This window comes from Klebsiella sp. TF21-TM (genome assembly GCF_019753495.1).
Classification (GTDB): Bacteria; Pseudomonadota; Gammaproteobacteria; order Enterobacterales; family Enterobacteriaceae; genus Klebsiella; species Klebsiella quasipneumoniae.
The window spans coordinates 261,847-281,912 of the sequence record NZ_JAIJYL010000002.1 but is presented as its reverse complement, the minus strand read 5'-3'; the positions used below and the strand labels follow the sequence as shown (position 1 = coordinate 281,912).

The 20,066-nt window shown below is 61.0% G+C and carries 22 protein-coding genes; 10 read left to right on the top strand and 12 right to left on the bottom strand.

Annotation, left to right across the window (positions count from 1 at the left end; translation table 11 throughout):
* Positions 1-51 precede the first annotated feature (51 nt).
* Positions 52-897: a LysR substrate-binding domain-containing protein gene (locus tag K5R89_RS03275; RefSeq protein WP_104467058.1), complete on the top strand. Its 846-nt coding sequence runs from the start codon at positions 52-54 to the stop codon at positions 895-897.
* Between the two features lie 320 nt (positions 898-1,217).
* Positions 1,218-1,643 carry a VOC family protein gene (locus K5R89_RS03270; RefSeq protein WP_032452805.1) on the top strand — a complete coding sequence of 142 codons (426 nt, stop codon included), beginning with the start codon at positions 1,218-1,220 and terminating at the stop codon, positions 1,641-1,643.
* A 38-nt stretch (positions 1,644-1,681) separates the two neighbouring features.
* On the opposite strand, the gene K5R89_RS03265 is transcribed toward K5R89_RS03270, so the two are convergent.
* Positions 1,682-2,128 carry a VOC family protein gene (locus K5R89_RS03265; protein ID WP_217259156.1) on the bottom strand — a complete coding sequence of 149 codons (447 nt, stop codon included), beginning with the start codon at positions 2,126-2,128 and terminating at the stop codon, positions 1,682-1,684.
* Positions 2,129-2,305: 177 nt separating this feature from the next.
* Here K5R89_RS03265 and K5R89_RS03260 point away from each other — a divergent pair, with 177 nt between their 5' ends.
* The 5 genes from K5R89_RS03260 (at position 2,306) to K5R89_RS03240 (ending at position 5,825) form a co-directional block, all read left to right on the top strand.
* Positions 2,306-3,493 carry an MFS transporter gene (locus K5R89_RS03260; protein ID WP_023289646.1) on the top strand — a complete coding sequence of 396 codons (1,188 nt, stop codon included), beginning with the start codon at positions 2,306-2,308 and terminating at the stop codon, positions 3,491-3,493.
* Positions 3,494-3,712: 219 nt separating this feature from the next.
* Positions 3,713-4,003: a hypothetical protein gene (locus K5R89_RS03255; RefSeq protein ID WP_008804940.1), complete on the top strand. Its 291-nt coding sequence runs from the start codon at positions 3,713-3,715 to the stop codon at positions 4,001-4,003.
* Positions 4,004-4,209: 206 nt separating this feature from the next.
* Positions 4,210-4,971, top strand: coding sequence for a trans-aconitate 2-methyltransferase (tam, locus tag K5R89_RS03250; protein ID WP_217259157.1), 762 nt, complete (start codon positions 4,210-4,212; stop codon positions 4,969-4,971).
* A 162-nt stretch (positions 4,972-5,133) separates the two neighbouring features.
* Complete coding sequence (locus K5R89_RS03245; protein WP_049014008.1) at positions 5,134-5,454, top strand: carboxymuconolactone decarboxylase family protein; 321 nt, start codon at positions 5,134-5,136, stop codon at positions 5,452-5,454.
* On the top strand, positions 5,445-5,825 hold the full coding sequence (locus K5R89_RS03240; protein WP_217259158.1) for a tautomerase family protein: 381 nt from the start codon (positions 5,445-5,447) through the stop codon (positions 5,823-5,825). The genes K5R89_RS03245 and K5R89_RS03240 overlap by 10 nt, the downstream gene beginning before the upstream one ends.
* A gap of 208 nt (positions 5,826-6,033) precedes the next feature.
* Here K5R89_RS03240 and K5R89_RS03235 read toward each other — a convergent pair whose 3' ends face one another.
* The 7 genes from K5R89_RS03235 to sad form a co-directional block, all read right to left on the bottom strand.
* The gene (locus tag K5R89_RS03235; RefSeq protein ID WP_032452801.1) at positions 6,034-6,480 is read right to left on the bottom strand and encodes a GNAT family N-acetyltransferase; all 447 of its coding nucleotides are present in this window, start codon (positions 6,478-6,480) and stop codon (positions 6,034-6,036) included.
* 261 nt (positions 6,481-6,741) lie between these two features.
* Positions 6,742-8,193 (bottom strand): tagaturonate reductase, encoded by a 1,452-nt coding sequence (locus tag K5R89_RS03230; RefSeq protein ID WP_060590741.1) that lies wholly within the window; start codon positions 8,191-8,193, stop codon positions 6,742-6,744.
* A gap of 113 nt (positions 8,194-8,306) precedes the next feature.
* Positions 8,307-8,837: a GNAT family N-acetyltransferase gene (locus tag K5R89_RS03225; protein ID WP_049014010.1), complete on the bottom strand. Its 531-nt coding sequence runs from the start codon at positions 8,835-8,837 to the stop codon at positions 8,307-8,309.
* A gap of 76 nt (positions 8,838-8,913) precedes the next feature.
* Positions 8,914-10,338: a GGDEF domain-containing protein gene (locus K5R89_RS03220; RefSeq protein ID WP_023289639.1), complete on the bottom strand. Its 1,425-nt coding sequence runs from the start codon at positions 10,336-10,338 to the stop codon at positions 8,914-8,916.
* A gap of 114 nt (positions 10,339-10,452) precedes the next feature.
* Entirely contained in the window at positions 10,453-10,821 is a 369-nt protein-coding gene (locus K5R89_RS03215) for a DUF4186 domain-containing protein (protein ID WP_023289638.1), read from the bottom strand.
* A complete protein-coding gene (gene glsB / locus K5R89_RS03210; RefSeq protein WP_050534214.1) occupies positions 10,821-11,747 on the bottom strand; it encodes a glutaminase B in 927 nt (308 codons plus the stop codon). The genes K5R89_RS03215 and glsB overlap by 1 nt, the downstream gene beginning before the upstream one ends.
* Before the next feature lie 80 nt (positions 11,748-11,827).
* The gene (gene sad / locus K5R89_RS03205; protein WP_004205961.1) at positions 11,828-13,213 is read right to left on the bottom strand and encodes a succinate-semialdehyde dehydrogenase; all 1,386 of its coding nucleotides are present in this window, start codon (positions 13,211-13,213) and stop codon (positions 11,828-11,830) included.
* Between the two features lie 106 nt (positions 13,214-13,319).
* Here sad and K5R89_RS03200 point away from each other — a divergent pair, with 106 nt between their 5' ends.
* Complete coding sequence (locus K5R89_RS03200; RefSeq protein ID WP_023289635.1) at positions 13,320-14,198, top strand: LysR family transcriptional regulator; 879 nt, start codon at positions 13,320-13,322, stop codon at positions 14,196-14,198.
* Here K5R89_RS03200 and K5R89_RS03195 read toward each other — a convergent pair.
* A complete protein-coding gene (locus K5R89_RS03195) occupies positions 14,152-14,634 on the bottom strand; it encodes a GNAT family N-acetyltransferase (RefSeq protein WP_023289634.1) in 483 nt (160 codons plus the stop codon). The genes K5R89_RS03200 and K5R89_RS03195 overlap by 47 nt on opposite strands.
* A gap of 145 nt (positions 14,635-14,779) precedes the next feature.
* Between K5R89_RS03195 and K5R89_RS03190 the strand changes: the two genes are divergently transcribed.
* Positions 14,780-15,724 (top strand): L-lactate dehydrogenase, encoded by a 945-nt coding sequence (locus tag K5R89_RS03190; protein ID WP_044522927.1) that lies wholly within the window; start codon positions 14,780-14,782, stop codon positions 15,722-15,724.
* A gap of 21 nt (positions 15,725-15,745) precedes the next feature.
* On the opposite strand, the gene K5R89_RS03185 is transcribed toward K5R89_RS03190, so the two are convergent.
* Genes K5R89_RS03185 through K5R89_RS03175 form a run of 3 tightly spaced genes read right to left on the bottom strand, consistent with a single transcriptional unit; the run spans position 15,746 to position 18,723 of the window.
* Positions 15,746-16,507 carry a DeoR/GlpR family DNA-binding transcription regulator gene (locus K5R89_RS03185; RefSeq protein ID WP_217259159.1) on the bottom strand — a complete coding sequence of 254 codons (762 nt, stop codon included), beginning with the start codon at positions 16,505-16,507 and terminating at the stop codon, positions 15,746-15,748.
* Position 16,508: 1 nt separating this feature from the next.
* Positions 16,509-17,495 carry a D-threonate 4-phosphate dehydrogenase gene (locus K5R89_RS03180; RefSeq protein WP_032452794.1) on the bottom strand — a complete coding sequence of 329 codons (987 nt, stop codon included), beginning with the start codon at positions 17,493-17,495 and terminating at the stop codon, positions 16,509-16,511.
* The gene (locus tag K5R89_RS03175; RefSeq protein ID WP_217259160.1) at positions 17,488-18,723 is read right to left on the bottom strand and encodes a four-carbon acid sugar kinase family protein; all 1,236 of its coding nucleotides are present in this window, start codon (positions 18,721-18,723) and stop codon (positions 17,488-17,490) included. Before K5R89_RS03175 ends, K5R89_RS03180 begins: the two co-directional genes overlap by 8 nt.
* 184 nt (positions 18,724-18,907) lie before the next feature.
* On the opposite strand from K5R89_RS03175, the gene K5R89_RS03170 reads away from it, so the two are divergent.
* Complete coding sequence (locus K5R89_RS03170; RefSeq protein ID WP_217259161.1) at positions 18,908-20,056, top strand: iron-containing alcohol dehydrogenase; 1,149 nt, start codon at positions 18,908-18,910, stop codon at positions 20,054-20,056.
* Positions 20,057-20,066 lie beyond the last annotated feature (10 nt).

Here is a 20,066-nt window from a genome sequence, read left to right as displayed (position 1 = left end):
CTCTTTTAAAGATGATAAGATCAATATCATTATCATATTGAGAATAAAAATATGAACCACAGCACACTGCAGATTTTTATCCAGGTGGCCGACACGCAAAGCGTCACTCTGGCAGCAAAACGGCTTGGCCGCGCCCAGTCCAATATCACCACCCGTATTCAGCAACTGGAGGAGGAGCTTGCTGTGGAACTCTTCGTCCGCGGCAACAAAAAAATGGTGCTGTCGCCGGCAGGCGTTCAGTTTCTCAGCTATGCCCGGCGGATCCTGAGCCTGGCGGAAGAGGCAAAGCAGAGTCTGCATCCAACCACGCCCGGCGGCAGCCTGCGGCTGGGCGCGATGGAGGCGACCGCCGCCAGCCGTCTGCCGCCGCTGCTCATCCGCTTCCAACAGCGGTGCCCGCAGGTGGATGTCACGCTCAGCACCCGGCCGACCCGCCAGTTAACCGAGGGGGTATTAACCGCCGCCCTTGATGCCGCGCTGGTCTGCCTGCCGCCAGGGACGGATGGCCAACCGGCTTGCCCGCCCGGCCTGGGATCTGTCCCGGTGTTTCAGGAAACCCTGATGCTGGTCCGTCCGCAGAGCGCTGGCCCGCTGCGGTTCGCGGCATTTGCCAGCGGCTGCAGCTATCGGGCGCTGGGAGAGCGCTGGCTGGCGGAACAACAGGCGGCCGTCGAGGTGCATGAGGTGAGCTCCTATCACAGCATGCTGGCCTGCGTGGCCTCCGGGCGCTACGCCTGCCTGTTGCCGCAGAGCGTGCTGGCGCTGATGACGCTTCCCGAAAACAGCTTAAGCGAACCGCTGTGCGAGGCGACCACCCAGCTTATCTGGCGCCAGGGGTTCAGCACCTCCGCCCTCAGCGAGTGGCGCATCCTGTTGCAAAGCGCCGCGAACGGCTAAGCTAAATGAGGAAACCGCGACGCATTCGCCGGAGGCGAACCTGAGCTCTTACCGACAAACGCAGAGGCCTTTTGCCGCTACAGTATCCATCCGAGCGACAAAATCGTTTTCGCCAGGTCGCGGCCATGATGCCGCTTTTTTGCCGGGTGGCGGCTACGCCTGACCCGGCCTACATGGCGGCGCTTAGCCGGCTATAGGGATCCTCCGCTCCGTAGGCCCGCGCAAGCGCAGCGCCGCCGGGCGCCAGGTCGCGGCCATGATGCCCTTTTTTGCCGGGTGCCGGCTGCGCCTGACCCGGCCTACACCTTTTGGGAGTCATTATGTCGTTCTGCCACATGCGCATCGCCAGACCGGTCAGCGAACTGGAGAGCACCGCCAGCATGTATTGCGCCGGGCTGGGGCTGCAGCAACTTGGAAGCTTTACCGATCATGAAGGATTCAGCGGGATGATGATCGGTTCGCCGGATGCCAGCTGGCATCTGGAATTCACCCACTGCCGCCACCATCCCGTTACCCCCTCGCCAGGAGATGAAGATCTGCTAGTGCTGTACTATCCGCAGCCTGAGGCCTGGAAGGCACAATGCAGCGCCATGGACGCCGCCGGGTTTCTGCGCGTCACGGCATTCAACCCCTACTGGGAGGTCAACGGCGTCACTTTCGTCGACCGCGACGGCTATCGCACCGTGCTGCAAAACCGCGCCTGGGGGGAAGTGCGAAACGTTTCACATCACGAGGAGCCTCAATAACCTCCCTGAGGTGACCCGCACCGCGCCCGGCGGGGGCGTTAAGCCTGTTCCGACCGCAGCCACGGCGTCACGGTAAGCCCGGCCAGCAGACCTTCCGGACTGAGCAGACGGGTGACGGTCTGCCCCCACGGCTCGTCGCGCGCGGCAACAAGGAGGTGGTACCCCTGCTGCTGCAGTCGCGCCGTCGCCGCGGCAAGGTCGCGGACCTCAAATTCAATCCACGCCTGCGGCACCGGCTCCGTCTCCGGCCACTGCTCCTGACCAAAACAGGACTGCGCCGCCTGCGCCAGCGGCCACAGCGCAAAATGCTTCACCCCGCCGATGGCATCCTGCTCGCTGAGCAGATACGCCTCGTTACCCGGCATCGGCTTCAGCGGTAATCCCAATGCCTGACAATAGAAATCACGGCTTTGCGCGGTGCTTTGGGTAATAGGGCCGAAGCCCGCAATGAACATAACGTCAATATCGGCGAATTCCTGGGACATATTCTCTCCTCAAGGCGGCGGCAAGATACCGTCATCATGCCCCGAAGCCGGCGTCCGCGGCAACACCGTTAATGACGGCGGTGAGGCCATCGATCACGGATAAAACGCCCTCGCCACTCGCCAGCCTCTTCGCGGCGCGTTATGCTAAACATCCCTATGTATTAACCCTTTATCCCTATGAGCACTTCCGTCAGCACCACGCAACTTAATCTGCGCATCATTTCGATCGTTGTTTTTACCTGTATCTGTTACCTCTCCATTGGTCTGCCGCTGGCCGTTCTGCCGGGTTATATTCACTATCAGCTGGGCTACAGCACCTTTGTCGCCGGGATCGTGATCAGCCTGCAGTACATCTCGACGCTGATAAGCCGGCCGCACGCCGGGCGCTACACCGATATCTGGGGCCCGAAAAAAGTGGTTAGCCTCGGGATCGTCTGCTGTCTGCTCAGCGGCGCCTTCACGCTGCTGGCGGTAATGTTGCAGGCGATGCCGATGCTGGCGATTGCCGCGCTGTTGGCGGGCCGGGTGTTTCTTGGCGTCGGCGAAAGCTTTACCGCCACCGGCGCCACGCTCTGGGGGATCAAAACCGTCGGCGCGATCCATACGTCGCGGGTGATCTCCTGGAACGGCGTGGCAACCTATGTGGCGATGGCGGTCGGCGCGCCGCTGGGGGTCACCCTTAACCAGTATTTCGGCATCAGCGGCTTTGCCACGGTGGTGGTGCTGGTCGCCGCCATCGGCCTGCTGTTCGCCCGCACGCGGCAGGACGTCAGCGTGACCGCCGGCGTCAGAGCGCCCTTTCACGCGGTGGTGCGCAAAATCTGGCCTTATGGGCTGGGGCTGGCCTTTGGCACCGTCGGTTTCGGCGTTATTGCCACCTTTATCACCCTCTACTTTGCCGCGCACAGCTGGCAGGGCGCCGCGTTTACCCTCTCGCTGTTCAGCGTCGGCTTTATCTGTGTTCGCCTGGTGCTGGGGAACACCATCACTCGCTATGGCGGAGTCCCGGTATCCCTGGCCTGCTTCGTCATCGAATGTCTCGGCCTGCTGCTTATCTGGCTGGCGCCGTCGGCCTGGGTGGCGGGGATCGGCGCCTTTCTCACCGGCTCGGGTTTTTCGCTGGTCTTCCCGGCGTTGGGGGTTGAGGCGGTAAAACAGGTGGAAGAGCAAAACCAGGGGACCGCCCTTGGCACCTACTCGGCGTTCCTTGATCTCGCGCTGGGGCTGACCGGGCCGCTGGCCGGCTGGGTCGCCGGGTACTACGATCTCGCCACCCTGTATCTGCTGGCGGCAATCGTCGTAGTGTTCGCTTTCCTGCTGATTTTACGCGTATATCTGCAACAGCGGGCCGCGGTCAGGACGTAGCCAGGCCCGGCTCGCGGAACGCCGACACCGGCAAAAAACGAATCGGCAATTGACGACGATTCGGCTTCCGTGCCAACATCCCCTTCAGCGTCTGGCGACAGATGCAAGGACGGTGGCGGAAAACAACAGAGATCGCGCAACGATCCGGCCCGCCGCCGTAGTCCAATCCGAATCACTGACCCACACGGTGAATTCCTGATTCTGGCGGGAAACACAGACATGCACCAAAGTTTTAATCAGCGCGTTCATTTCTATTACTGCGTCCTGGTCGCGCTGAAGATGCACGGAAAGTCGAAAAAGTCGGGCGGTATCAGAGGAAAGAACAACTTTCTACTGAAATGGCTGCGCCGGGCGCAGGATAACAACATTTTCCCTCCCGATATCACCAGTGAAATCGAATGGCTGCGCGGGAAGATTATTCAGGCCGGCTACGATACCGATCTCGAGCCGATGCTGGATTTTGTTTACGCCACCGCCAGCCGCGCCGAAGCGCTCAAGAACGCCGAATAAGCCACTGCGCCCGCTGCGGGCGCAGATGCTGCCCAATCCGCTTACTCCCTGACAATATGCCCATCACGCACGGGATAGCCTGCTGAGGTTATTTTATCGGTGACACTGTCACGCAAGGCAGATGCTGCAGTGGATCATTTCCCCCTGACAGGCGGCCCCGGGCGTTCTATGCTTTGCCCTGTCTCCCTTACACAGGACAACGCCCGATGGCCGACTGGAACCCTTCGCTGTATCTGCAGTTTGACGCTGAGCGCACCCGCCCGGCGGCTGACCTGCTTTCCCGTATCGCTCACCTGCAGGTCGAGAGCGTCGTTGACCTTGGCTGCGGGCCGGGCAACAGTACCCGCCTGCTGCGTGCCGCCTGGCCGCTGGCGGCGATCGTCGGTATCGATAACTCCCCGGCCATGCTGGACCAGGCGACGCAGGCCTTACCTGACTGTGAGTTTATCGAGGCCGATATCGCCAGCTGGCGGCCTGCGCAACCGCCAGACGTGATCTATGCCAACGCCTCGCTGCAGTGGCTGGCGGATCATGAGACGCTGTTTCCGCATCTGGTTAACCAGCTGACGGAGAACGGTACGCTGGCGGTGCAGATGCCGGATAACTGGCAGGAGCCCTCCCATACTCTGATGCGTCAGGTCGCCAGCGAGCTGGGATTACCGGACCGTGGTCGCCAGCCCTTGCTTCCGCCGAACGCCTGGTACGATCTGCTCACCCGTCAGGGCTGTGAAGTTGATATCTGGCGCACCACCTATTTTCATCCGCTCGCTTCCCATCAGGCGATCGTCGACTGGCTGCAGGGCACCGGACTGCGACCTTATCTGACGGGCCTCGATGAACCGGCCAGGAGCGCCTTTCTGACCCGCTATTTGGCATTGCTGGCCGACCACTATCCGTTACAGTGTAACGGAATGGTGCTTTTGCGCTTCCCGCGTCTGTTTATCGTGGCGCGAAAAAGAGCCGCCTGACGGTTGGCCTGAGCAAGTCGTAAAACATAACCAACACAAAAATAAGAGCGGGCCAGCTGACCATCCTGATTTTCAGGATTAACTATCCTGAACATTGCGATATTCAACACATTCCTCAGCGTGCGACAGTGACGACCACTTCAACCTGTAACGGGAGTCACTATGCATACCCCCCCTGTCGATCGCCACACGCTGGCCGCCATTGCGCCAAAACTGGCCGAACTGACCGAAACGGTGCTGTTTGGCGATATCTGGGCGCGCAGCGAGCTGTCGCTCCGCGAACGCAGCTTAATCACCCTCTCCGCCCTGACGGCGCTGGGCAAAACGGAGCAACTGCCCTGGCATATCGCCTACGGCTATCAAAATGGCCTGAGCCAGGAGGAGATGGTCGAATTGTTTACCCACCTGGCGTTCTACGCCGGCTGGCCGGCGGCGGCCAGCGCCCTGACCTGCCTGAACGCGCAGGAGGCGCCATGCCTCTGACGCGTATTTCGCTTGGCGCGGCCTGGCGTCCCGCGGAGTTTGCTCAACTGTCGGCGCTATTCCATGAATGCCTGGTGGCGGAGTTTGACGTGCCGCCGGCGGACAAATTTCAGTTTATCGAGCAGACCGCCGACGGACAGCGCATTTACGACCCGCATTATCTCAGCGGCGGGCGCAGCGTCCGCTTCGTGCTGTTTCATATTTTCGCCGGGAAGCCGCGCCGCCGGGCGCAGAAACAGGGGCTCTACCGTCGGCTGTGCGCGCGGTTAGCCGATGAGATGGCGGTCAGCCCGCAGGACGTGATGGTGGTGATCCAGTTTAACCAGCTGGAGGACTGGAGTTTCAGCGCCGGCATAATGGCGGGTGAATAAGACAGGCGGCGCCTGCAGGGCGCCGCGATTCAGGCTATTTTGTTGCTACCAGGCGAGATGATGCACCAGTGACAGATCCCAGGCCGTCGCCAAGAGCGAAAGAAACATTATCAGATTGACCACTGTTTCGAGACGTTTTTCCATCGTTGCTTCTCCTGAGCCTGTTTCCCCTGTTATAGCGGGAAAAGCTTAACAACATCTTATCGCTTCAGGAGTCGAGGGTGATCCTGTAGCGCACATAATCGTCAGCCGGGGTGAATTCATCATACAGGTGGCGGGCGGGATTATCACGGCGAGTATGCCAGTACAGACGTGACCAGCCTTTCTCAGCCCCTTCGGTTTGCAGCGACTTAATCAGCGTTCTGGCAATGCCTTGTCCGCGGAAGGCAGGATCGACGAACAGATCCTCCAGATAGCAGATCGGCGTGGTGACCCAGGTGCCTTCGTGCAGAATGCAGATAGCGAACCCCACCACGGTATCATCCACCACCGCGACTCTGCCCAGCACGGGTGAGTTCACCTCCAGCATCCGCTGCCAGGTGCATTCGGTCACCTCTTCCGGCTGCGGGCTGCCGTAGAAGCGGGTATAGCCTTCCCAGAGCTGAAGCCATTCGGCTTTGTCATGCGGCCGAACTTCCCGGATATCGATGACCATGCGAGTTTCCTTACAGATGAATGAATTAGCCTGCGAACATTGGCAGGAAATATGTGATATGTGTTAAGGCCATTATTTTCCTGCGCAGGTATTTGTTCAAGCGGCTTAACCACAATTCTCCCCCTGTGCAGGGCGATTTGGCACTAAAAAGCCTTTTGCAGCGAGGCTGCCGACCGGCTAAATCTGGTTAATAAAAAAGTATGTTGTAACTAATTCGATTGCGATTAAACCCGGCCGCAGCCGGGTGAATAGACTCCGCTATCAGCAGAGCGGCCTGACGGCGTCGCGCATACCGCGGGTCAGGATAGCGTCAAGGTCAGCGGCGACCTGCTCCACCAGGCCGGGGATCTGGCTGAGATCCTGCTCCCAGTGGGACTCCACGCTGAGCACAGCGGAAACCAGCTCGCGGGTGCATATCTGGCCGTCACGATGGCGGGCCCAAAGCGTCTGGTAGCGCGTCAGCCATTCCGCATCATCCTGTACCGGATAGCTTGTCCCCTCCCGCTCTCCCCGGTAGAAGGCGATCAGCGCCGCCAGGGCGAAGGTCAGGCGCGGCGGCAGCGCGCCATGCGCCTTCTGCCCTGCCAGCAGCTGCGGCAGAATACGGGTGCGGTATTTGGTCATGCCGTTGAGAGCGATCGAGAGCAGCTGATGTTTGATATAGGGATTACGGAAGCGCCCGGTCACGGCGCTGGCGAATGACACCAGCTCATCGCGCGGCAGATCCAGCACCGGAATAATCTCGTCATAAATCGCCTTTTCGACAAACGCGCAAATTTCCGCATCGTTCATCGCCTCGCCGACGGTGTCGATCCCGGCCTGGAAGGCCACCGGCACCAGGGCGGTGTGCGCCCCGTTGAGGATCGCCACTTTGCGCTCTTTATAGGGCTTGATATCGTCCACGATGCGCACATTGAGCGGCAGCTTATCGAGTCGCAGCTCGCTGGCTAATGAGGCGGGCCCCTGAATAACGAACAAATAAAAGTGCTCGGCAGTATCGAGGAAAGCGTCCTGATAGCCGGTTTGCGCCTCCAGAGCCGCCACTTCATCGCGCGGGTAGCCGGTCACAATGCGATCCACCAGCGTGGAACAGAAGGTATTTGCCGACGTCAGCCAGTTGATAAAGGCCTGCGGCAGCTGCCACTCGGAGGCATAGCGCAGCACCAGCGTCTGCAACGCCTCGCCGTTATAATCGATCAGTTCGCAGGGGATGATCACCCATCCCTTATCGGCTGCGCCGGCAAAATGCTGGTAGCGTTCAAACAGCAGGCGGGTCAGTTTTGCCGGATAGCTTACCGGCGGCGCGTCATCAAACCGATCCCCGGCATGGTAGCTGATGCCCGCCTCAGTGGTATTGGAAAAGACAAACCGCATCTGGGGGTTATGCGCCAGACGTAAAAAAGCGTCGTAGTCAGCGTAAGCGCTGATTTCCCGATTGACCGAGCGGATCAGCCGCGCGTCGCTCACCGCTTCGCCCTGCTCGTTGAGACCGCGAATGATAGTGGTATAGAGGCCGTCCTGGGTATTCAGGGAGGGGGGGAAATCGGTGGCGATAGGACGAACGACCACGATGCCAGCATTCAGGTCGGTATGCGTGTTGAGCAGGTCAATCTGCCAGTCAACGAATGCGCGCAGGAAGTTACCTTCTCCAAACTGGATGATACGGTCAGGGTACTGCGCGCCGGGGAAATCACGACGGTTTAACGTTTTCACAATGGGTTCCCTCTAAGAGTAGTCATACAACCTGAGTAATTGGTCCAATAACTTATCAGGTTTTACTACCAGTGAAACCCTGTTTTGATCAAAGGATTCTGTAATAACCGCCGTCAGGCAAGAAACTTATAGAACAGTGAAGTGGCGGTCATCGCACCATCAGGCATCAGCGCATAGCGCGGAATTTCGCCCACTTTTTCCCAGCCACAGCGGACATAGAACTGTTCCGCCCCGCTGCCGGTCGCCGTGTCCAGCACCAGCACCGTCTTACCTACCCGCCGGGCGGTTTGCTCCAGCTCCGCCATCAGCGCGTTGGCAATCCCCAGGCGGCGGGCATTTTGGTGAACCAAAAGTTTGGCCACGTCCGCACGATGGGGCTGGTTTTCCGGTTGGCTGGTGATAAGTTGCACGGTGCCGACGGGACGTTCCTCAGCGTCAAGGGCGGCCAGCACGATGCGCTCCCCGGCCGCCACGCTGTTGGCGACATGTTGCCAGAAGGTCGTCGCCGTCTGCTGACTGAAAGGCAGCATAAAGCTCACCGAGGCGCCGCCGTTCACGCAGCTCGCCAGGATATCGCTTAATGCCGGAAGGTGATGAAGAATATCGTCACGCGATAGCGTGCGCAGTGAAAATGATGTGATCATGATAGCTCCTTGTTTTTGACCACATCACTATATTTTAACCAAGCATTAACACAAGCATAACACATATAGGATTTTCTTATGGTGCGCTTTCCGTCAGCGTCGGCATACAGATGCGATTACGGCCTGTCTGTTTGGCTTTGACCATTTCATCGTCCGCCGCCAGCAGCAGCTGGTTAAACAGCTCGGTAATACGGGCCTGGCCCACCTCGCGTGTCTCCAGTCCCATACTGATGGTCAGGTGGATCGGGTTATGTCCCCAACCGAAAGCTTGCGACTCTACGCCGTGGCGGATCTTCTCCGCCAGCAGATAACCCTGCTGGGTGCTGTCGACCACGGCGGCGACCGCAAACTCCTCGCCGCCGATACGGGCGACCATACCCTGCTCGCCCACCAGTTGCCTGACCTGCTGGGCAAACTGAGTCAGTACGCAATCTCCGCCCTCATGGCCCAGGGCATCGTTCACCCTTTTGAAGCCATCGATGTCCAGCACCATCACCGTCAGCAGTTTATCGGCCGGCAAGGCCTGACGTTTCAGCGCCTCGCTCAGCCCGGAACGGGAATAGACCCGGGTCTGGAAATCAAAATCAGCGCGCAGGGCCAGCTGTTTCACCAGCATGTTGATCGCCTCGACGCTGGAGGCGACGATCACCGGACTTATCAGCATCGCCGCGATCCCCAGGCGAGTGGAGAACAGCTGCCACGGCTGCATTCGCGTATCCGGCGCAAAGTGAATTAACGAGTTGGCCACCAGCAGTATCTCACCGATGCCGGTGAGGAAGGTCAACAGGCAGGTCAGGGGCAGCGGATAGCGCACGGCGCACCAGATCAGGGCCGGTAACGGGAAGGTAATGCTGCCGGCGCCGCCCACCGCCACGCCAAGGGCAATCGACAGCACCAGCGCCAGCGCGGGCAGCAGCTGGCGAAAGCGAAAACCGCTTAACGCGGAGGGCAGCGTCAGGGTCAGAATAAACGGCAGAATAAGCACCGCCGTCGAGAACTGCTCGCTAAACCAGTCCGCCAGCTGGGGAATAAAGGTGGCGCGCTCGACGTCCACCGACCCCAACGCGCCGACCGCTGCGCACAGCAGCGCGGCTAACAGACAGAAACAGAATAAATTAAGCGCGTTAATCGGGCCGGGCATCGAGTCGGCGCGTCGTTTATCCCACAGCACCAGCTGCGCCAGGGTCACAATAAAGACAATATTGGAGAAGTTAATCAGCAATGAGGCAAAGCCCATTCCCCAGCGCGAGGTTAATCCGTCATAGACCAGCATTGCCGCAAAGCAGACGGCATAAAAATAGCTGCGATTAAGCCATACGTAGCGCGCAAAGATCCCGGCCATCACTGCGTTGAGCGGCCAGAAGAAAGAGAGCTCCTGCACCAGACGCAGCATCGCGCCCAGAAAATGCAGCAATAGCGTTAACGTAAATAAGACCAGTGCATCGCGCACGGGTTGTTCTTCACGAAACAGCGTAAATGACCGAATCGACAGTGAAGACATTCAGTAATTATCCGTCTAATTGTTTCAGGCAATTATTATGTTAATAGTTAGTTAGCGGATTATCATAACATGAGAATATTTATCAGGCATACTCCGGCGCCGATCAAATGCAAATTAGCGCACAGACGGGCCGTTCATCTGCAGCACCAGCCAGCGGTGGATCACCTGCACAATATAGCGCTGCTCCTGCTCGCTCAGCGCGCGGCCGTGGGGAATGGCGTGCCATTTTTCCAGGCAGCCGCGACAGCAGGTGGCGGTCGCGTGCTGGGCGATAAACACCGGGTGACCGCGCATCGGCGTCTGCTTGCCATCATTGGCCGGCGCGGCGGACGCCAGCCGCTGACGGATAAAATCGGCGGCATGCTGGTCGATGACCTCCGGCCCTTTATCGAGGCAATATTGCCGCTCTTTCATTCCCAGCCGGAAGCGTGAACGAAACGTCGAACGCGCCAGGCGAGCAAATAATCGATCCTGATCGACCATCAGAACACCGACCTCCCCATCCGCTGAGTCAGTTTCTCCAGCAGCGCCACGCCGGCCAGGGAGTTCCCCGCCTCGTCAAGCTCCGGGCTCCAGACCGCGATCGCCATCTCCTGCGGCACAATTGCCACAATTCCGCCGCCGACGCCCGATTTCGCCGGCAGACCGACGCGCCAGGCAAACTCGCCGGCGTTCTGGTACATGCCGCTGGTCATCATCAGGGCATTCACCTGGCGGGACTGTATCGGCGCGATAACCGGCGTTTCGAGATGCGGGGCGATGCCGCGGTCGGCGAGAAACAGAAAGGTTCGCGCCAGCTCGACGCAGCTCATCTCCAGCGAACAGTAGTGGAAATAGTTCTGCAGCACGGTGGCGACATCATTATGGAAGTTGCCGAAGGATTTCATCAGCCAGGCGATAGCGGCGTTGCGCGCCGAATGCTCAAACTCAGAGCGGGCCACCAGCGGATCGTAGGCGATATCGGCCACGCCGCTCAGGCGGCGGACAATCTCCAGCATTCGCTGGCGCGGCGCGCTGAGCCGGCTCTGCAGCATGTCGCAGACAACCAGCGCCCCGGCGTTAATAAACGGGTTGCGCGGTTTGCCCTGCTCGATCTCGAGCTGCAGAAGCGAGTTAAAGGGCTGACCGGAGGGATCTTTCCCCACCCGCTGCCAGATCTCCTCTTCCTGATAGTGGTTCATGGCCACCACCAGACTCAATACCTTGGAGATCGACTGGATGGAGAATCGTTCATGGGCATCGCCGGCGGCAAAATGTTGCCCGTCCACCGTACAGATAGCGATGCCAAGCTTATCGCCGCTGACGCTGGCCAGCGCCGGAATATAATCCGCCACTTTACCGCGGCCAATCAGCGGCCTGATTTCTGCCAGAATGGCTTCCAGCATTGCGTTATTGATCACCGTCGCCACACGCGGCTCCTTGCCCACCGTCGAATTTTGGTGGGCGAGTATAGCAGACGAGAACGACGGTCGTCAGGGGCAAACGCAGATTAGCGACGGTCTTTCCAGACGGTCTGCGCATTGCAGAACTCATGCAGGCCAAAATGCGACAGCTCACGACCAAAACCGCTCTTCTTCACGCCGCCGAAAGCCACCCGGGCGTCGCTGGCGCAGTAGCCGTTAAGGAAGACACCGCCGCACTCCAGCTCGCGGGCAAAGCGCTGGGCCTGCGCCTCGTCGGTGGTGTAGACCGTTGCCGACAGGCCAAATTCGCTGTCGTTGGCGAGGGCCAGCGCATGGTCTGCGTCACGGGCGGTGGTCAGGGTCGCGACCGGACCAAACAGCTCCTGGCGGAAGCCGGTCATGCCGGCGGTGACGTTGCCCAGGACCGTTGGCGCATAGTAATTGCCCGCCCCTTCGATTTTTTCCGCCCCCAGCAGCAGGGTTGCGCCTTCATCGAGGGTCGCCGTTACCTGCTGGTGCAGTTCATCGCGCAGATCGAATCGCGCCATCGGCCCGACGTAATTCTGCTCGTCGCGCGGATCGCCCATCTTCAGCGCCGCGACGGCGTCGACAAATTTGCGGGTGAAGGCCTCGGCAATGCCGGCTTCGAGGATAAAGCGCTTCGACGCGGCGCACACCTGGCCGCTGTTCTGATAGCGGCCGGTGACGGCGGCCTTCACCGCTTCATCCAGATCGGCATCGTTCAAAACGATAAAGGGATCGGATCCCCCCAGCTCGAGCACGCATTTCTTCAACGCTGCGCCCGCCTGAGCGCCAATCGCTTTCCCGGCGCGGACGCTGCCGGTGACGGTCACCGCCGCGATGCGGTCGTCATTGATAATCTGCGAAACGCCGTCATTGGTGGCGTTGACCCAGCCAAACACGCCCTCCGGCAGGCCGGCGGCGGCAAAAATCTCGCCCAGCAGGCGGGCGCTGCCCATCACGTTCGGGGCGTGCTTCAGCAGGTAGCTGTTGCCGGCCAGCAGGATTGGCACCGCGCCGCGCAGCACCTGCCAGACCGGGAAGTTCCACGGCATCACCGCCAGAATGGCCCCCAGCGGACGATATTCGATCACCGCCTGGTTATTTTCCACCAGGGTGGCTTCGGTCGCCAGCATCGCCGGGCCATGTTCGGCATACCAGTCGCAGAGATTGGCGGATTTCGCCACCTCGCCGCGAGCCTGAGCAATCGGTTTGCCCATCTCGAGAGTGATCGTCTGGGCCACCTCTTCACCGCGGGCGCGCAGCTCGGCCCCGATGCGGCGCAGCGCGTCGGCGCGTGCGGCGAGCGGCGTCTGACGCCACTGGCGATAGCCCGCCGCGGCGAGAGCGATAGCCGCGTCGACCTCGCGTTCGCTGGCCCACGGCAGCGAGGAGACCACCTCGCCGGTAGTCGGGTTGACGGAGACGGCGTGCGTTGCAGATAAATTCATCGTTATTCTCTCTCTCGTTGCTTGCGAAGTGAACGTATTCTGGCTTACCTTTCCATTCATTGAAAATGAATAATATTAAGCAACGCATTCACAAAAGAAGAATAGTATGGACCTGACTCAGCTAGAGATGTTTAACGCCGTCGCCAGCACCGGCAGCATCACCCAGGCAGCGCAGAAAGTGCATCGCGTGCCGTCCAACCTCACCACCCGCATCCGCCAGCTGGAGGCGGATCTTGGCGTTGAGCTGTTTATCCGCGAGAACCAGCGGCTGCGCCTCTCGCCCGCGGGCCACAGCTTCTTACGCTACAGCCAGCAGATCCTCGCCCTGGTGGACGAGGCGCGAATGGTAGTGGCGGGCGACGAACCCCAGGGACTCTTCTCTCTCGGTTCGCTGGAGAGCACCGCGGCGGTGCGGATCCCCACCACCCTGGCCCACTTTAATCAGCGCTACCCGAAAATTCATCTCGCCCTCTCCACCGGCCCCTCCGGGACGATGATCGACGGCGTGCTGGAGGGAGCCCTGAGCGCCGCGTTCGTTGACGGACCGCTGGTGCACCCGGGCCTGGAGGGGCTGCCGGTGTTCCCTGAAGAGATGATGATCGTCGCCCCCTACGGCCACGCGCCCATCGCCCGCGCCAGCGAAGTGAACGGGGCTAATGTCTACGCTTTTCGCGCCAACTGTTCCTACCGCCGGCATTTTGAGAGCTGGTTCCATGCCGACAGAGCCACTCCGGGCCGGATCCATGAGATGGAGTCTTATCACGGGATGCTGGCCTGCGTGATCGCCGGCGCCGGGCTGGCGCTGATCCCGCGCAGTATGCTGGAGAGTATGCCGGGCCATCAGCAGGTTTCCGCCTGGCCGCTGGCGGAAGAGTGGCGCTGGCTCACCACCTGGCTGGTGTGGCGTCGGGGCGCCAAAACCCGCCAGCTGGAAGCGTTTATAGCGCTGCTGAACGAAGATCGGCAAACAGCGGTTTCTCCATAAAGACGCTGAGCGGATCGGGCTGGTAGGGAGCAAACGCGCAGCGGGTCTGATAGCCGTTGCGCGTATAGAGGGTGATGGCCGCATGCTGATGGATGCCGGTCTCCAGGCGCAGAGTATGGCAGTCGCGCTGGCGCGCTTTCGCCTCCAGGGCCGCCAGCAGCTTTTCTCCCAGCTGTTGCCCACGATGCTGTGGATCAATATAGACCCGCTTCATCTCGCCAAAACCTTCCTCGCTGAGGACGATAGCCCCACAGCCAACGGCTTCGCCCTGCGGACTGCGGATCGCCAGGGCGATCACTGTCTCCGGCGGCAGCTGACCGAGGTCCAGCAGATGGTTGCTCTCCGCCGGGTAGAGTGTCTCCTGCCAGGCGTCGAGGGCGGCAATCAGGGCGGTAAATTCGGCGTCGGTGGGGGCGATGTCGGTGATGGTATACATAGGTGAGCTCCTTTTTTTACGCCACTGTAGCGCGCCCCGGAACGGTTACCGCCATAGCATTAACTTATATTGCCGCCCGCCACTTGCGCTAACTAACTGAAACGCAGTAACTTTATCCCCTGCCGTCCGTTTTTGAGACCTGAATATGCGCACCAAAGCCCGTAAAGTGATGATTATTGGCGCCGGTAACGTCGGCGCGTCAGCGGCCTACGCCCTGCTCAACCAGAGCATTTGCGAGGAGCTGATCCTCGTCGACCTTAACCAGCCGCGCGCCGAGGCCCACGCTCAGGACCTCAGCGACGCCGCGGCCTATCTGCCGGGAATGATGACCATCTCCACCCGCGAGGCCAGCGACTGCGCCGATGTCGACATCGCGGTGATCACCGTCTCCGGCGGCGCGCTGCGCCCCGGCCAGAGCCGTCTTGATGAACTGACCACTACCGCGAAAATCGTCAAGAGCATTGTGCCGACCATGATGGCCAACGGGTTTAACGGCATCTTCCTGGTGGCCACCAACCCGTGTGACATCATCACCTGGCAGGTATGGCAGCTCTCCGGCCTGCCGCGGAGCCAGGTGCTGGGCACCGGCGTCTGGCTGGATACCACCCGCCTGCGTCGTCTGCTGGCGCAGGAGCTGAACATTGGCGCCCAGAGCATCGACGCTTTTATCCTCGGCGAGCACGGCGATACCCAGTTTCCGGTATGGTCGCACTCCTCGGTATATGGCACGCCGATCGCCGACCTCTACCAGCAACGCACCGGCCGGCCGCTCGACCGGGAGGCGATGGCCGACAAAGTGCGCAAGCTGGGGTTTGAGATCTACGCCGGCAAAGGCTGTACGGAATATGGCGTGGCAGGCACCATCGCCGAGATCTGCCGCAATATTTTTACCGGCAGCCACCGCGCGCTGGCGGTCTCCTGCATTCTTGACGGTGAGTACGGGGTCAGCGGCGCGGCGGCTGGGGTGCCGGCGGTGCTGGCCCAGGGGGGCGTGGAGCAGATTATCGAACTGCGGCTGGCCGGCGAAGAACAGGCGAAGTTCAGCCAGTCGGTTGCGGTGATCAAAGCCAATATCGCGCGTCTGCCCTGACGGCAGACGGCGGCGTCTGGATCAGTCGGCAATGATCAGCTGAGGGGAAAGGGTCACCAGCGCCTCGCGGGTCGCTACCGGCAGGTGGCCGTCGGTGACGATATCGGTCAACGACTCCAGCGGGGCAATGTTGAAGAGTGACCAGGCGCCGTATTTGGAGCTGTCCGCCAGCAGAATGCGCCGGCGGGCATTGGCCATCAGATCGCGTTTCAGGGCGGCCTTCTCCTCCGTCGGGGCGGTGATCCCTTTCTCAAGGTCCCAGCCGTTGCAGCTGACGAAGGCGAGATCGGGCCAGATGGTCTGCAGCAGGCGGCGGCCGTGATCGCCGATGCACGACTGGCTGCTGTCATCGATGCGCCCGCCGATAATCGTCACTTCAATCTGCTTAAATTCCGACAAAAACAGGGCGATATGTAAATCGCTGGTGATCACCCGCAGCGGCAGATGGGTGATCTGCCGCGCCAGCTCAATCATGGTGGTGCCGGCATCGAGCACAATGGCGTCGCCGGCTTTCACCAGCGCTGCCGCCGCGCTGGCGATTGCCTGCTTTTCCAGCGGGCTGCGCTGGGCTTTCTCCAGCGTCGTCGGCTGGGCAGGAATAAACCGGTTCAACGTCACCCCGCCATGCGTGCGGCTGATCACCCCTTCCTGATCGAGTTTGATCAGGTCGCGACGAATGGTGGCTGGCGAGGCGTTGGTCGCCGCCACCAGCTGGTCGACTGTCACCAGATTATGGCTTTTCAGGAAGTCCATAATCTGCTCTAACCGGTTATATCCCTTCATGTTATTCCTGCGCGATGTGCATGGCGAGCTCAATGGAGGTTGCCATGCTCTCAGACTTCGCTTTACCTGTCCAGGCAATATCAAACGCGGTGCCATGATCCGCAGAGGTGCGGATAAACGGCAGCCCGGCGGTGATATTGACCCCATCATAGAATCCCAGCAGCTTCAGCGGAATATGCCCCTGGTCGTGATACATCGCCACAACCATGTCGTACATCCCCTCATGACACTGCATAAACACCGTGTCCGGCGGACAGGGGCCGGTTACCTCCACTCCCTGCTCCCGCATGGCGGCAACCGCGGGGGCGACGATGCGGATCTCTTCATCGCCAAACAGGCCGTTCTCCCCGGCGTGCGGGTTCACGCCGGCGACCGCAATGCGCGGACGCTGATAGCCGACCCGGCGCAGAAAGCGATCCGCCACGCCAATCACTGTCTCGATCCGCGGCTGGTTGAGGGTGTCAAGGAACTGGCGCAGGGCGATATGGGTGGTGATATGGATAACCTTAAGCTTTTCGGTATACAGCACCATGGCGTAATCGGTGGTTTGCGTCAGGTGGGCCAACAGTTCCGTATGGCCGGGAAAAGCATGCCCCGCCAGATGCAGCGCCTCTTTATTCAACGGCGCGGTGGCGATGGCCGCGACGGCGCCCTCCAGCGCGAGGCGGGTCGCCCGCTTAATGCAGCGAAACGCCAGATCCCCGGCCTGGGCCTGCACTTCGCCAGGACGCAGCCCCTGCGGGTCGCTGAGCGGCTCATCGATGACGTTAATCGTCGCCGGGGCAAAGCTTGCCTCGGCGGGATGGTCAATGATGCGTAGCTCCGCCCGCGGGGTGATGTTCAACGCCAGGATACGCCGCAGCGTCTGCGCGCAGCCCACCACCACCACCGGCGCGCCGCTCAGCGCCCCTTCGGCGAGGGATTTGATAATAATCTCCGGACCAATCCCTGCCGGGTCGCCCATTGTGACTGCAATGATGTTAGACACTCAGTTTCTCCTCAATAAAATTCACAACATGTAATAGCGTGGTGTCGGTGCCGAATCCTCCGGCTTTAGTCATCACCGGCCGCGACCAGCGGCCGCCGAGGAAGTATCCGTATGGGACGCACTCCGCGACCCGGCCGCGGATCTGAAAACCGCTGGCGCCGAGCGCCTGAGCCACGGCGATGGCCACATCGCCACCGGAGAGATACAGCGCGCCAGGGGGGCACAGGGCCACCGCCTGTGCCGTAACGTCGGCAAGCCAGGCGCAAATGTGCTCCCCGTAGGCCGCACGGCTGAGACCGCGTTCGCGGCACTGGGCTTCAATCCCGTGCCGGACGGCGTTATTCGGGCGGGTGGTCACCACGCAGTGATGACCCTCACGCAGCACCTCGGCGATCCGCGAGGCTTCCTCCTTCGGCGATCCGCTAAAGGCCTGTTCGACATCAATTTCGATCTTTCTCACTCGGGAATGAGCCTGCAGCGCCGCGACCTGGCGCTGCGCCATCTCGCTCATCGAGCCGACCACCGCCAGCAGCGGCCCCTGCTCGCTGCGGCGCAGGCGGCGCGCCAGCGCCTCGCAAAGGCCTGCCGAGCCGACCAGCAGGGTCTCCTGCGCATGAGGAGCGACGGCGTCAATGACCTGATCCAGATGACGCTCTTCCCAGGCGTCGATAATCAGTACCTGCCTCGCATCGCCTGCCGTCGCTAACGCTCCCGGAAGCTGGGCGGCGCTCAGCGACCGGCTCGGCAGCCGGCTCTGCATGGCGAGAATGCCGGCAATATCCGCCCGGCTAACCGGCGTCTTCGGATCGCTGGCAAATTCGGTGTGATCGAGGGGTATCCCGTGTACATAGCAGCGTCCGTCCCGGGTATGCCGCCCGGCCGCCGGGTAAGCCGGCGCCACAACCGCCACCCGGCAGCCCTGCGCCGTCATCATCGCTTCCAGTTCGGCGCCGGGGTTGCCGCGCAGCGTGGAGTCGATCTTCTTTATCTGCCAGCGCGGGGCGAATCGCGCCGCGCCGCGCAGCAGAGCGGTGACCTTGTCGGCGGCCGCGCCGGCGGTCATCGCCCGGCTGTCGCTGTTGAGTATTAACGCCCGGGCGGATGACGCCTGCCCGGCGGAGAATGCCACTTCTACCGACATACCCGCCTCCGCCAGGCTGACCCCGGCGTCATTGGCTCCGGTAAAGTCATCTGCCAGCACCAGCACGCTGTTATTGCCGTCTTTCATTGTCCTGCCTTGTGGTCGTTGTAAACGTTGCAAACCTGGAATTGATTATATTCAATCATATTTGATTAAATGTGAGCAAGGTCAAGTTATTAAACCGCCGTATAAATTATAACTTTTCCCCACCACACGAGTGGAACGACTCGTGAATGATTGAATTCAATCAACCACTACCAAGGAGAAACGCGTGGCGACGATACACAGCACGATCATCAGCGGGGCTGGCGCCTCATCGGCCCTGCTCCCGCTGCTGGCAGATAAAACCCGTATCCTGCTGGTGACCGACCAGAACGTCGGAGCGCTGGAGGCGACCCGGGCGATCCATCGCCTGCTGGCGGCAGACGGGCGCCAGGTTGAGGTCATTAACAGTGTGCCTGCCGAGCCCAGTCATCAGGATGTGGCGGAGATCGTCAGCCAGTTGGGCGCTTCTCAACCGCAGATGGTCGTCGGCATTGGCGGTGGGAGCGTGCTGGACGTGGCGAAACTGCTGTCGGTGCTGCTGCATCCGCAAGCCCCCACTCTGACGGCCCTGCTGGCGGGTGAACAGCCGCAACGACGGCTATGCTCCCTGCTGATCCCTGCCACCGCCGGGACCGGCTCCGAAGCAACGCCGAACGCTATTCTGGCGATCCCCGAGCAGCAGACCAAAGTGGGGATCATCTCCCCGGTGCTGCTCCCGGACTACGTCGCCCTGCTGCCGGAGCTGACCACCAGCATGCCGGCCAGCATCGCAGCCTCGACCGGGATCGATGCTCTGTGCCATCTGCTGGAGTGTTTCACCTCCACCGTGGCCAACCCGGTAAGCGATAACGCGGCGTTAATCGGTTTACACAAGCTGGTGCGTCATATCGAACGCTCGGTGGATCAGCCGCAGGATCTGACGGCGAAGCTGGAGATGCTCTGGGCCTCGTGGTACGGCGGCGCAGCGATCAACCATGCCGGCACCCATCTGGTGCATGCGCTCTCCTATCCGCTCGGCGGCACCTGGCACCTGCCGCACGGGGTGGCCAACGCCATTCTGCTGGCGCCCTGCATGCGGGTGGTCCGCCCCCACGCGGTGGCGAAGTTCGCTCAGGTCTGGGATCTGATCCCCGACGCGGACCTCACCCTCAGCGAGGAAGAGAAATCCCATGCGCTGGTGGCATGGCTGGCGGCGCTGGTCAAACGCTTACCGCTGCCCGATAACCTCGCCGTGCTCGGCGTTCCCGCAGACAGCATCCCCGCCCTCAGCGCAGCGGCGCAGAACGTTAAACGCCTGATGAATAACGCCCCCTGCAGCGTCAGCCGTGAAGAGATCGCGGCTATCTACCAGACGCTGTTTCCGGAACATGCCTAACAGGAGAAAA